The 11,484-nt window shown below is 33.4% G+C and carries 9 protein-coding genes; 4 read left to right on the top strand and 5 right to left on the bottom strand.

What is annotated here, in order from left to right:
* Positions 1 to 32 precede the first annotated feature (32 nt).
* The 5 genes from AWE51_RS25810 to AWE51_RS25830 form a co-directional block, all read right to left on the bottom strand.
* Positions 33 to 935: a histone deacetylase family protein gene (locus AWE51_RS25810; protein WP_066320276.1), complete on the bottom strand. Its 903-nt coding sequence runs from the start codon at positions 933 to 935 to the stop codon at positions 33 to 35.
* Between the two features lie 19 nt (positions 936 to 954).
* Positions 955 to 2,427 carry a hypothetical protein gene (locus AWE51_RS25815; RefSeq protein ID WP_066320279.1) on the bottom strand — a complete coding sequence of 491 codons (1,473 nt, stop codon included), beginning with the start codon at positions 2,425 to 2,427 and terminating at the stop codon, positions 955 to 957.
* A 77-nt stretch (positions 2,428 to 2,504) separates the two neighbouring features.
* The gene (gene metG / locus AWE51_RS25820) at positions 2,505 to 4,571 is read right to left on the bottom strand and encodes a methionine--tRNA ligase (protein ID WP_066320394.1); all 2,067 of its coding nucleotides are present in this window, start codon (positions 4,569 to 4,571) and stop codon (positions 2,505 to 2,507) included.
* Positions 4,572 to 4,673: 102 nt separating this feature from the next.
* Positions 4,674 to 6,305, bottom strand: a complete 1,632-nt coding sequence (locus AWE51_RS25825; RefSeq protein WP_066320282.1) for a DUF1501 domain-containing protein — start codon at positions 6,303 to 6,305, stop codon at positions 4,674 to 4,676.
* A 7-nt stretch (positions 6,306 to 6,312) separates the two neighbouring features.
* Positions 6,313 to 7,839 carry a DUF1800 domain-containing protein gene (locus tag AWE51_RS25830; protein ID WP_066320284.1) on the bottom strand — a complete coding sequence of 509 codons (1,527 nt, stop codon included), beginning with the start codon at positions 7,837 to 7,839 and terminating at the stop codon, positions 6,313 to 6,315.
* Positions 7,840 to 7,945: 106 nt separating this feature from the next.
* On the opposite strand from AWE51_RS25830, the gene AWE51_RS25835 reads away from it, so the two are divergent.
* The 4 genes from AWE51_RS25835 to AWE51_RS25850 all read left to right on the top strand — a co-directional run bounded on the left by AWE51_RS25835 (position 7,946) and on the right by AWE51_RS25850 (position 11,471).
* Positions 7,946 to 8,842: a S66 peptidase family protein gene (locus AWE51_RS25835; RefSeq protein ID WP_066320286.1), complete on the top strand. Its 897-nt coding sequence runs from the start codon at positions 7,946 to 7,948 to the stop codon at positions 8,840 to 8,842.
* Positions 8,843 to 8,845: 3 nt separating this feature from the next.
* Positions 8,846 to 9,205 carry a YraN family protein gene (locus tag AWE51_RS25840; protein ID WP_066320288.1) on the top strand — a complete coding sequence of 120 codons (360 nt, stop codon included), beginning with the start codon at positions 8,846 to 8,848 and terminating at the stop codon, positions 9,203 to 9,205.
* Positions 9,206 to 9,345: 140 nt separating this feature from the next.
* Positions 9,346 to 10,239: an aldo/keto reductase gene (locus AWE51_RS25845; RefSeq protein WP_066320291.1), complete on the top strand. Its 894-nt coding sequence runs from the start codon at positions 9,346 to 9,348 to the stop codon at positions 10,237 to 10,239.
* 113 nt (positions 10,240 to 10,352) lie between these two features.
* The gene (locus tag AWE51_RS25850; protein WP_066320294.1) at positions 10,353 to 11,471 is read left to right on the top strand and encodes a helix-turn-helix domain-containing protein; all 1,119 of its coding nucleotides are present in this window, start codon (positions 10,353 to 10,355) and stop codon (positions 11,469 to 11,471) included.
* Positions 11,472 to 11,484 lie beyond the last annotated feature (13 nt).

Here is an 11,484-nt window from a genome sequence, read left to right on the forward strand (position 1 = left end):
TGTACAAATGACTAAGCGAATTTCAGTAGTGTTTAAAAGAAGATACTTTGTGCCAATCTAAAGGTATTTGCATGAGCTTCTATAATGATTTTTATATCAGGAGAGTATCCCCCGCCCATAGCACACATTACAGGAATATTGTGATCAAAACAAGTTTGTAACACAAATCGATCCCGTTCTTCGCAACCCTTTAGGGTACAACCTAATTTTCCCAATTTATCTGTATTTAAAATATCAACTCCTGAAAGATAATAGATAAAATCTGGCTGTTGGTCTCGGATAAGCTTAGGTAATGTTTCTTTTAGAGCCTTTAGATAAGAATCATCATTAGTTTGATCTGAAAGCGCTATATCCAGATCAGATTTTTCTTTTTTAAAAGGGTAATTATTTGCTCCGTGCATCGAGAAGGTAAATACACTAGGATCATTTTTAAAAATTTCTGCAGTTCCGTTTCCTTGATGTACATCAAGATCTACAATTAGTACTTTTTTTACGAGCTCTTTTTCTAAAAGATATCGAGCGCCAATGGCTTGATCATTAAATAAGCAAAAAGCTTCTCCGTGATCTGTATAGGCATGATGAGTGCCTCCTGCTATATTCATTGCGATACCATACTGCAGCGCATATTCAGAGGCCTTTATCGTACCGTCTGCTATAATGATCTCTCGATCAACCAACTCTTTGGATAATGGGAACCCTATTTTTCTAGCTACTTTTGGGATTAAAGATAATTCGATCAGACTTTTATAGTATTCTTCCGTATGAATGGCTAAAATAGGTTTTGAATCTGGAATTTCAGGTTCAAAAAAATTATCTACCGTACAAGTTCCTTCATGTAACAACTGTTTAGGTAACAACTCATATTTAATCATCGGAAACCTATGCTTTTCAGGCAAAGGATGTGTGTAGATTGGATGATAGGCTATTTTGAGCATGTAAAAAATTATTAAATATTCAATCCTCAAATTTTCTTAGAAAATACTTTTTGTGAAGAGAATTATAATATCCATGTATAAAATAGTCATTAAATTTAAAAACAGTCTCGGCTTTTTTATTAAAAAGTATACCGTCAGAAAATTCTTTAATATGATCAAAGGCATTTACAGCTACTTCTCCTTGAACATGTGTGATGTTTTCATCAAATAAACAATCAATACGAGTAGATTTTGTATGTGTGTAGCCCGAATATGCATAAAATGTCGGTGTTACGAATGTATTTCCTAAGCCAGCAACTGCCCCGCCTATTGCTCCAAACCCAACCATTGGCATACCAAATCCACCACCACCTGCAGCAATTTCCTTTACACCTCCCAAAGTAACGCGTATGGTATCTTGTTTATGTAGTACAGAAACAGCAATGTTGGATAGTGCAATTTTTCGTAAGAATTTTTGAGTTTTTTCCATTTCACGGTGTGAATTGTAATATCCTCCTTCCTGAATAATAGGAGTGTTCTTGAAAGAAATTGAGTCTTCTTTTTGTAAAGTAATTTCTTTTATTATTTTTTTAGAGTCTAAATCAGTTACATTGAATTTCATTTCACCTCGCATACCACTAATTTGATAGAGTAGTTTCTTTGATAAAAAAGAGTTTGATTTAACAAATTGTTTATTGTTTCTATTAACACCATCCAATTGAGGTTTTTCAATAGAGGTAAGATCAAAGCTATTTGTTTTAAGATCAAGGGTAATAAGTTGACTATATCGATTGCTAATATCCAGTGATAATATAATACGATCATCCTGTATGTAAAGTTTTGTTTTTTTTGAGCTAGCTTCTAAAGCATTAGGGATGTCAGATTCTATGCGCTCAATATTAAGTTTAGAGCTATTTAATGAAGCGAAAGCCCTGTACAGTAGCATTGGTTTATCATATTTATCAAAGAAAATCTCATTTGTAAGATCATACTCCAAAGTTTCTATATTGGCAGCCTTTTTTATCTTGTGAACGTTTATTTTTGAAGTTTTAGGGATAAGGGTGAGTATAAAAATTTGATTCTTATGGGCAAAAGCTTCTAAATAACGTTCATTTTTTGATAAAATAGGAGTAGTTATTAAATCAGTTGTCTTTGTTTGCGAATCAATTGTAATAAGTTCTAATTTCTTTTTAGAGTTATTTGATACTAAAAATAAATATTGTCCATTATTTGATTCTACAGCATCAATGATGTTTTTTGCTTGGGTTTTTGGTCTTTCAAATTTTAGTTGATCAAGTAAATTAAACGTTTTGTCATATTTATTTAAGTACATTGTTTTGCGGTCTACAATAAACAATGATAATTCTTTTGAAACTGAATTTATAATTGGAATAGACTCTCTTCGATCACTTAGACCACCTTTTAAACGTAATGGGTTTTCAGAAATTACTTCCTGAGAAAAAAGAGAAACGAAAGAGAATAGTAAAAATAAAACTGTGATATGCTTTTTCATAAAAATGGTTATATACTCTTATGAATGTCATAAGAGTCACATTTGTTACCTATAAGTGCCGTATATGTTAGAAAAAATTAATTAACTACTGCACCAGGGTTTACATTATCTTCATCAGGATTTAAGAATACAATTTTACCTTCTGGGTTTTCGGTCATTAAAATCATACCTTCACTTTCTACCCCACGCAACTTTCTTGGGGCAAGGTTTACCAGTACAGTTACTTTTTTACCAATTATTTCTTCTGGAGTAAAGTGTTCTGCAATACCAGAAACAATGGTTCTTACATTGATTCCTGTATCGACTTTAAGCACGAGTAATTTTTTAGCTTTAGCCATTTTTTCGGCTTCTATAATTGTACCGATTCTCATGTCTAATTTGGTAAAATCATCAAAAGTGGCTGTTTCCTTTTGTGGTTCTACCACCTTGTTTTCGGCTTCGTTAGCTTTTTTGGTAGCTTCTAGTTTATCTAGTTGTTTTTGGATATCTGTATCTTCAATTTTTGAGAACAGAAGTGTTCCTTTTTCAATTTTGTGTCCTGCAGGAAGCAAAACATCTTTTGAAGCAATTTCATTCCATTGTGTTTCAATGTTATTTGAAGAAATTGCAAGAATAGCATCTAATTTTTTAGAAGTAAAAGGTAAAAAAGGCTCAGATAACGTGGTTAGTGCTGATGCAATTTGTAAAGCAACATACATTACTGTTTTAGTACGCTCTTCATCTGTTTTAATTGTTTTCCAGGGTTCTTCGTCTGCGAGATATTTGTTTCCTAGTCGTGCTACGTTCATCAATTCCTGACTAGCTTCTCTAAATCTATATCGCTCTATAGAGCTTGATATAACAGCCGGATATGCTTTTAATTCAGTTAATGTCTGTTCGTCAATTTCGGAAAATTTGCTTGGGGTGGGAACAACCCCATCATAGTACTTATTTGTTAATACGACTACACGATTAATGAAGTTTCCAAAAATAGCAACTAGTTCGTTGTTATTTCTAGCCTGAAAATCTTTCCATGTAAAATCATTATCCTTAGTCTCTGGAGCATTAGCAGTAAGCGCATAACGCAATACATCTTGTTGATTTGGGAATTCTTCTAGGTATTCATGAAGCCATACTGCCCAATTTTTGGAAGTAGATAATTTATTGCCTTCAAGGTTTAAAAACTCATTGGCAGGCACATTTTCAGGTAAAATATAACTTCCTTCTGCTTTTAGCATACTAGGAAAAATAATACAATGAAAAACAATATTGTCCTTGCCTATAAAATGTACAAGCTTAGTATTTTTATCTTTCCAGTACGGTTCCCAATCTTTTCCTTCTCGTGCAGCCCACTCTTTGGTAGATGATATATAACCAATAGGCGCGTCAAACCAAACGTATAGTACTTTTCCTTCGGCTCCTTCAACCGGAACAGGAATCCCCCAATCCAAATCTCGAGTAACGGCTCTAGGTCTAAGACCATCATCTACCCAGGATTTGATTTGTCCATATACATTGGTTTTCCAATCTTTTTTGTGACCTACCAATACCCATTCTTTTAGAAAATCTTCATATTGATCTAGTGGTAAAAACCAGTGTTTTGTTTGTTTTAAAATAGGCTTAGCACCAGAAATAGTAGATTTTGGATTGATAAGATCGGTAGCATTAAGAGAACTACCACAGTTTTCACATTGATCTCCGTAGGCTTCTTCGTTTCCACATTTTGGACAGGTTCCTGTTACAAATCTGTCTGCAAGAAATTGATCAGCTTCTGGATCATATAATTGTTCAGAAGTCTCTTCTACAAATTTACCATCCTCATACATTTTTTTAAAAAATTCTGATGCGGTATCATGATGAATAGGGGCAGAGGTTCTGGAATAGTTATTAAAAGAAATTCCGAAATCTTCGAAAGATTTTTTAATTATTGCATGATATTTATCAATAATTACTTGTGGCGAAACACCTTCTTTTTTGGCACGCATAGGTATTGCAGCTCCATGTTCGTCACTACCACAGATAAAAGCAACATCATTGCCGGTAATTCTTAGATAACGAGAGTAAATGTCTGCAGGCACATAAACTCCTGCCAAATGACCTATATGAATTGGACCGTTAGTATACGGTAATGCTGCTGTAATGGTGTATCTCCCTTGTGTGCTCATAATGCTAAAAAATAAGGCACAAAGGTAATAAAAACCACTACAAGATATAACCATTAGCCGATTCAAAATATTTGGATCGGCTAATGGTAGTATTTATTGAATTTATGAAATAATAATAGATTTGCTAAACTCACCGTTATTGGTCTCAATACGATATACATACGGGCCGGTACTTAGTCTTGTATTTGCAGATTCTTTTACATTAATGACAAGATTTACACCTTCCATAAGCATCTCATTACTTAATGTTGCGACCTTTTGTCCTACAACATTATATAAAGAAACATCTATATGCGTTGTTTGCGGAGATACGATATTAATAAATGTTTGACTATCACTATATGTAGGAATATGTGTTAACGTTTCTCCATCTGTAGGGATATTAGGATTGGTACCTGAACAGTTGAATCCTAAGTCAAGCGATTCAAAGGGACCACCATCAGTATCTAATAAGGATCGTCCGACCAGACCTTCGTCAATGCATAGCCAATCTTTCATTACAGTGGCATATACACGTCTAAAATCCATAGTGTTTGATACGTTTCCTCCACGAGTTAAACTGTTTAAGTCAGGATGTTCCCCTACAAAACCATTTCCGTTTAGCGCAGTTCCAAAAAACATAGTTGGTGCTGCGGTACCATGATCGGTACCCAAAGAACCATTTTCTCTAAATCGTCTACCAAACTCTGACATAGTCATCGTAAGTACCTTATCATCCCAGCCAGCGGCTGTTAAATCGGCATAGAAATTACTTATAGCCTCAGAGAAGGATGTAAGTAATTGTTGGTGTCTTTGCGTTTGGTTATTGTGTGTATCAAAACCTCCTAAGGTTACTAAAAATACTTTAGTACCAAGATTTCCTTTAATCAACCTAGAAATGATGCTAAACTGTCTTCCTAAACTGTCATCTAGATAACCACCAAAATCGGTAGATCTCTCGTAGGCTGCACTAATTACATCTGCATAATTAAATGTAGTATTGGTGGCTTCTCTTAAATATCTTACTTTATCATCATAAGTACATTCATCTAAACCATCAAGATTATAAAAAGTTTCATTTTCTATGATTTGAAGTAATCTTCTAGGGTCTGAAACTGCAAAAGAATAATCACTTTGCGGACCTTTAAAAATTAAATTACCAATACTTCCTATCTGAATAGACGGTGGGCTTGGTGGCGGATTAAAAAAGTAATCAGGATAAATTTCGCCAAAATACCTACCCATGAAACCTGTTCGATCATCATCTTGTAGATTCGTATTGGCATAAATATCAGAACCTTTAAAGTGAGATAATGATGAATCTTCATATCCAACACCATGAACAACTTTCATTTGGCCATCACCCCAAACGCCTTCTAATTTATTCATTGGTTTAGGCATGGCAAAGTCTTCATTAAGATTGATAAACTCACTAGGAGGTATTCGTATTAATGGTCTGGCATTGGCATATACGTCATAGTCATATACAGGGATGATGGTATTAAAACCATCATTACCGCCACTTAGACGGACAAAAACACAAATATTCTCATTATTTGTGGCTTGACTTAATGCAATAGATAATGGGGATGGTCTTGACACCGATAAAGGAGTGTTGGCAAGCATCATTGAGCCTCCACCAACAAGACCAAGAGCCTGAAGAAATGATCTTCGGTTCCATTTTTTATGATCATCGGTATTACAATTACCGTCTTTATCTAATTTTATATTTTGATTGTGATTCGTTTGACACATAGCAATTTTATTTAAGTTGAAATTCGGGGATATCTACGATGTAGTTTAAGAAGGCAAAGAATTGCTCTGCTACCTCTGCGCGATCTAGTCTCCATATAGCGGGATCCATGGCATCTGGCTCATAATAACTAGGAGGAAAGGCAGGTACATCTTTAAATACACCCAAAATTTCATTATAAATTACAGGATCGGCTATGCCTCTTGGGAAAAAGTAATTCACTAATGCTCTTACTACAATATCAACTTCATCGGCACTTAAAGTAGTGGCAAGATTACCATCTCCTGCAGCACCAATTGGTAATCCCACGACAAAATCCCTAAATTGTTGTTGGTTTTCCATCCAGGCTCTGTTGATAAGAAATCGTGCACTTTCCCATCGACCTATTAAATAGTCAGGACTGATCCAATCCTCATCACCTTGCCAACCTTCAACATCTATAGGATTTAATACATCTTGACCCAAAATACGAACTGTACCTCTTATAAAATCATTCACATCTGTGGAAGATAAAGTAAATCCCAGTTCGTTATAAAAACAAATCATTAAATCACAAGGACTTTTAATAATAGCTCCTATAGCTTCATTATTAAAAAAGTGCTGGCTTTTAAAAAGTTGGCGAAGTACCGGTGCAATATCAAAATTATTATCAATAAAGGTTTGCGCCATCTGTGCAACAATAGCTTCACTACATGTAGGACTTACAAAATAAGCGTACAATTTAGTGCAAATAAATGTTGCTACTTGTGTAGTTCTTTGTTGGAATAAAATATTAATGACATCGTCATAGGTCCAATTTCCAGATTGACCAAAAATGGTTTTGTTGTCATTACTAAATTGTGCTGGATTAAATAAAATGTCTCCCCAAGGGATATCATTTGTATCTACATAACCTGTAAGAGCTTTTGAGGTTTCTTGAATATCATCTTCGGTATAATCATTATCTACTCCAAGAGTAAAAAGCTCATATAACTCTCTTGCATAATTCTCATTTGGTCTATCTCTAATATTTTCATCACCATTAAGATATACTAACATTGCATTTGATATGCCAATATCGTATACAAAATCTCTAAAATTACCTAAGGCATGCATTTGCAGCATAGAATAATACTGCGCTTGATACGCTGGGCTTCGATACGTATCATCTTCGGTAACAAAATGATTACTCCAAAATAGAGTTAATCGATCTCGAACACCATTTTGAATCAGATCACCTACCATTTGGTTTTTTCCTTCGCGTCTGTAGAAACCAACATCATTATCTTGATTAGCCATTTCAGCGGCTTCAAACTGATCTCGATCCCATAGACCCCAAGGTGGTAATGGAGTTGTATTTAATGCTATAGCATTATCAATCATAGTATCGACTAGAGCCGATGGACTGTTGGATAGTGCAGATAAAACATCTGCTTTAGAGGCACCAAACCCAAGTCTTCGATATAAATGATTTATTTTTGTTACGTTCCAAGGATCAGTTGCCGAGGGCACATAGGGATCCAAAGAATCTAGATTACAAGAAGTATCAGATATCATAGGCATTCACGTTTTAGTAGTAAAGTTGAGGGACAAATTCAACACAATATAATAGATTATAACGAAAGTATTTGTTAATTAGTATTCAAATTTGAAATTTTAAGAAATGTTAACCCCTGATTTTGTTAGTCCTGGAGATAAAATTGCAATAGTATCTACCGCTAGAAAGATTGATTTTAGAGAGATAAGAGAGGCAATTAATATATTAGAAAAGTGGGGTTTGGATCCCATTATAGGTGAAACAATAGGTAAACAAAATCATCAATTCGCTGGTTCTGATCAAGAAAGAGTAAATGATTTTCAGAAAATGCTGGACGATGATGAGATCAAAGCAATATGGTGCGCTAGAGGAGGATATGGCACTATAAGAATTGTAGATCACATTAATTTTGAAGGTTTTTGTAAAAAGCCAAAATGGATAATCGGGTATTCAGATATTACCGTACTTCATTCTCATATTCATAATTTAGGTATTTGTTCCTTGCATGCAGCCATGCCAATAGATGTACATAAAGGTAGCGATGCGTCTAGAAATTCACTTCATGATATCATTTTTGGAGAAAAAGTAAGCTATACTATAAATCCATCAAAAAAGAATGTTTCTGGAAGTTGTAAAGGACAATTAATAGGAGGTAATTTATCTATTTTATATTCATTATGTGGTTCTAAATCCTCTTTAGATACAACAGGTAAAATTTTGTGTATAGAAGATTTGGATGAATATCTTTACCATATTGATCGTATGCTCTATAACTTAAAAAGGAATGGCTGCTTTGACCAATTATCGGGTTTGATAGTAGGTGGTATGAGTAAGATGCATGACAATAATATACCTTTTGGAAAAAAAGCAAAAGGTATTATTTTGGATGTAGTTTCGGATTATAATTTTCCTGTAGTTTTTAATTTTCCTATGGGGCATATAGAGGATAATAGAGCACTGATGTTAGGTGCAGAAGCATTTCTTGAAATAAAAGAAGACGAAGTTAAACTTGAATATATATAGGATATGGCCGAACATAATGCTCTTGGGAAAAAAGGAGAACAAATGGCTGCCGATTTTTTAGTAAATCACGGGTATACTATTTTAGAAAAGAATTATAGATACCTTAAGTCCGAAATTGATATTATTGCTCAAAAAGGAACTATTGTTGTTGCTGTAGAGGTTAAAACTAGAAGCACCCCAGAATTTGGTAATCCGCAAGATTTTGTAAAACCTAAACAAATGCAATCATTGGTAAAAACAATCGATTATTACGTTATAGAAAATGATCTGGATGTAGAAGTACGTTTTGATATTATAGCGATTATAAAGAATGCATCAGGAACCAAAATAGAACATCTTGAAGATGCTTTTTATCATTTTTAATATGAAGTGGTTTAAACTTTTTTCAATTCGCTATAAAAATGTCCTTTTTCACTCATATTTATCTTTTTCTTACTGCGTAGCGCTACTATGAAGCGCAAAAACACACTTCAATTGATCAAAAAAATTTAAACCACTTCTATATGAGATATCGTAAACTAGGAAATTCTGAATTAACAATAAGTGAGGTTTCTTTTGGATGTATGTCCTTAGAAAGTGAAGCTATTGCCAAAGAACTTATTCATTACGCTATAGATAAAGGGGTTAATTATTTTGATACAGCAGATTTATATCAAAGTGGAGAGAACGAGGTAATGCTAGGTAAATCTATAAAAGGCATTCGAAACGATCTTATTATCGCAACTAAAGTGGGTAATCAGTTGCGTAAGGATCATAGTGGTTGGGATTGGAACCCCAGCAAGAAATATATAATTGAAGCCGTAGAGAAGAGTTTACTAAGGTTACAAACAGATTATATTGATCTTTATCAATTACATGGCGGAACCATAGATGATCCTATTGATGAAACAATTGATGCATTCGAGACTCTTAAAAAATCAGGTAAAATTCGATATTATGGTATTTCTTCAATACGACCTAATGTTATAAAAGAATATGTTAAAAGGTCAAATATCACAAGTGTTATGATGCAATACAGTTTATTAGATAGACGACCAGAAGAAGAATGCCTGGATTTATTGTTGAAAAAGAATATTGGGGTCTTAACCAGAGGAACAGTAGCCAAAGGATTACTTGCGGGTAAGCCTGTAAAAGCGTATTTGGAACATGATGAGGCTCAAGTTGCATCTGCAGTAGCGATTTTAAATCAAATTTCTAAAGGAGGTAAAACAATGTGTCAAAGTGCAATTAACTATGTGTTAGCACATCCGGCTATTACTTCTGCAGTTTTGGGAGCTCGTTCAAAAGATCAGTTAAAAGAATGTTTACAGTACGATAATGATCAAAACCTATCTGTAGAAGATATGTTGGTGTTGAAAAATGGTGTAACACAAAATAGATATACAGCACATAAATAAGGATCTGCTTTTTAAAAAATATGCTGTAACAGTCTGTTTTTAGAGTACGATTGCATCCATTCGGTCGAAATAGCTATGATGTTACTCTAGTTTTATCAAAAAAATATAGATATATGAAATCATTTGAATTTATAGATCTAATTCTGTTTTTAGGAATTAGTCAAGGTATCTTTTTGGCAGTGACAATTCAGATGATTCGTAACAGGAATAAAGGTGCAAATAAAATCCTGTCCTTAGTGCTGTTATTAGCAGTTCTTATGTTGTTAGGAAGATTGGTTTATTTTAAATTTTTAACACCAAGATTTTTACAATGGACAGTATTAGTAGATACAGTTATTTTTATTTTTGGCCCACTATGTTACGAGTATTTTAGGCGAATAGCATTTGCTAATAATGATACGTTTAAGCTACCTAAAATACATTATTTATTAGCACTATTACATTTTTTATTTTTTTGTTATACCATATCATTATCAGAAGAAATATTTTCAAAAAAAATGAATTCAGGATTTTTCAGGATTCCTTTTTTTGTTATCGAAGGAGTTGGGGTTATAGCTAATTTCTATTATTGGATACTTAATTTTAAGCTACTAAAAAAGTATATTAAAGAAGAAAAAAATGCAGTTTCTTATCATCAAAATTTATTATCATTTTTAAAGTTTTTTCAGATAGCTGTAGGTGTTTTTTTAATGATGTGGGCCATAAACTATATCGCAATTTATTTCTTTAACCACTCAATACAATTTATAGGGTATAATTCTATGTGGGGAGCCATATCCATCTTTATTTTTGTAGTAGGTTATTACAGTCTTAAAGAACCAGAACTTTTTAGAATGCCTTTTCAAAAAGAGAAAGTAAAACTATCAAAGCGTTTACCGCAAGATGAAATAATTTCTTTGGGAAAAAAATTAGATGACTTAATCAAAAAAGAAAAAATATTTTTGAAACCTGATTTAACGCTTAGAGATCTTGCAATAAGGTTAAATACTTCTTCACATAATGTATCATGGTATCTTAATACTATCTTAAGAATTAATTTTTATGATTACATCAATCGCAATAGAGTTCTTGAGTTTTTAAAACGTATTGAAAAAGAAGAGCATCTTAATCATACGATTCTTGCTATTGCTATGGAAGTGGGTTTTAATTCAAAATCTACCTTTAATAAAGCGTTCAAATTAGAAATGAATACAACGCCTAGTAATTATATAAAAGGATTAAAAGCAGCCTAAAAAAAGGTACGAG

Origin of the sequence: Aquimarina aggregata, from assembly GCF_001632745.1 — a bacterium.
GTDB lineage: Bacteria > Bacteroidota > Bacteroidia > Flavobacteriales > Flavobacteriaceae > Aquimarina > Aquimarina aggregata.

Excerpts from the sequence above, each read along its gene's own strand:
- AWE51_RS25810 (WP_066320276.1), bottom strand. The coding sequence starts at position 935 with ATGCTCAAAATAGCCTATCATCCAATCTACACACATCCTTTGCCTGAA.
- AWE51_RS25815 (WP_066320279.1), bottom strand. The coding sequence starts at position 2,427 with ATGAAAAAGCATATCACAGTTTTATTTTTACTATTCTCTTTCGTTTCT.
- metG (WP_066320394.1), bottom strand. The coding sequence starts at position 4,571 with ATGAGCACACAAGGGAGATACACCATTACAGCAGCATTACCGTATACT.
- AWE51_RS25825 (WP_066320282.1), bottom strand. The coding sequence starts at position 6,305 with ATGTGTCAAACGAATCACAATCAAAATATAAAATTAGATAAAGACGGT.
- AWE51_RS25830 (WP_066320284.1), bottom strand. The coding sequence starts at position 7,839 with ATGATATCTGATACTTCTTGTAATCTAGATTCTTTGGATCCCTATGTG.
- AWE51_RS25835 (WP_066320286.1), top strand. The coding sequence starts at position 7,946 with ATGTTAACCCCTGATTTTGTTAGTCCTGGAGATAAAATTGCAATAGTA.
- AWE51_RS25840 (WP_066320288.1), top strand. The coding sequence starts at position 8,846 with ATGGCCGAACATAATGCTCTTGGGAAAAAAGGAGAACAAATGGCTGCC.
- AWE51_RS25845 (WP_066320291.1), top strand. The coding sequence starts at position 9,346 with ATGAGATATCGTAAACTAGGAAATTCTGAATTAACAATAAGTGAGGTT.
- AWE51_RS25850 (WP_066320294.1), top strand. The coding sequence starts at position 10,353 with ATGAAATCATTTGAATTTATAGATCTAATTCTGTTTTTAGGAATTAGT.